Origin of the sequence: Caballeronia calidae (genome assembly GCF_900044055.2) — a bacterium.
Taxonomy (GTDB): Bacteria; Pseudomonadota; Gammaproteobacteria; order Burkholderiales; family Burkholderiaceae; genus Caballeronia; species Caballeronia calidae.
In genome coordinates this window covers 1-783 of record NZ_FCOX02000327.1, presented here as the reverse complement: position 1 = coordinate 783, position 783 = coordinate 1, and the positions used below count along the sequence as shown (strand labels likewise).

At 60.0% G+C, this 783-nt stretch carries 1 pseudogene; it reads right to left on the bottom strand.

Annotated features, from left to right (window positions below):
- Positions 1-78: 78 nt before the first annotated feature.
- Positions 79-590, bottom strand: a pseudogene (locus AWB78_RS45695) (transposase); the annotation flags it as partial.
- Positions 591-783: the final 193 nt, after the last annotated feature.

Sequence of the window (783 nt, the reverse complement as noted above, 5' to 3'; positions counted from 1 at the left end):
CGATCGTCGCGATGCGCCTACGCTCGCCCAGTCATTGCGAACAATTCTCGCTACGGTGTGCGTAAATTAGCGGATACGCTCTTTCCACATGCGCGGCCAACCGTATTCGCCCTTGACCTCCGCGTGAATCGCCTTGATGTGTGCCAGCAGCGCGTCGTTGCTCACGCGACTGCGCTGCGGCTTGTCCTGAGCGGCGCGTTGCCGCCGCTGATGAAAACCGCTGGGGCTGACTTCCAGCACCTCGCACAACACCGAAATCGGCCAGTGGCGACGATTGCGTTCGATAAAGGCGTACTTCACGTCGAGTCCTTCGCGAAGTACGCGCACGCCTTTTTTAGGATGTCACGCTCCATCTTCAGGCGCGCCACTTCGGCACGAAGTCTCGACAATTCCATCTGCTCCGCACTGACCGGCTTTGTACCGGCTCCGCCGAGCTTGCCTTCCTGCTCAGCCTTGACCCAGTTGGATATCGACTGCGTTGGCACGTCCAGCGTCGCAGCCACCGCCGCGACGCTCTGGCCGGCCCTGACCAGCCGAATCGCTTCCAGTTTGAATTCGAGCGTGTAGCGCGCCCGCTTCGTCTTGCTCATCTTCTTGACTCTCCTTGCTTGAGTTTAAACGCTCAGCAAGGGATTCGTTTTTCGGGGGCAAGCTCAGGGCTAGCGACTACGCGGTCGCTGCACGCGCGTGGTAATCAAAGTGAAACGTAAGCGATCCACGAACGACGCCCCTCAGAGTATGTGGTGGAACGCGTGGGGCGTGGTAGAGGCAGGTCAGCGGAGG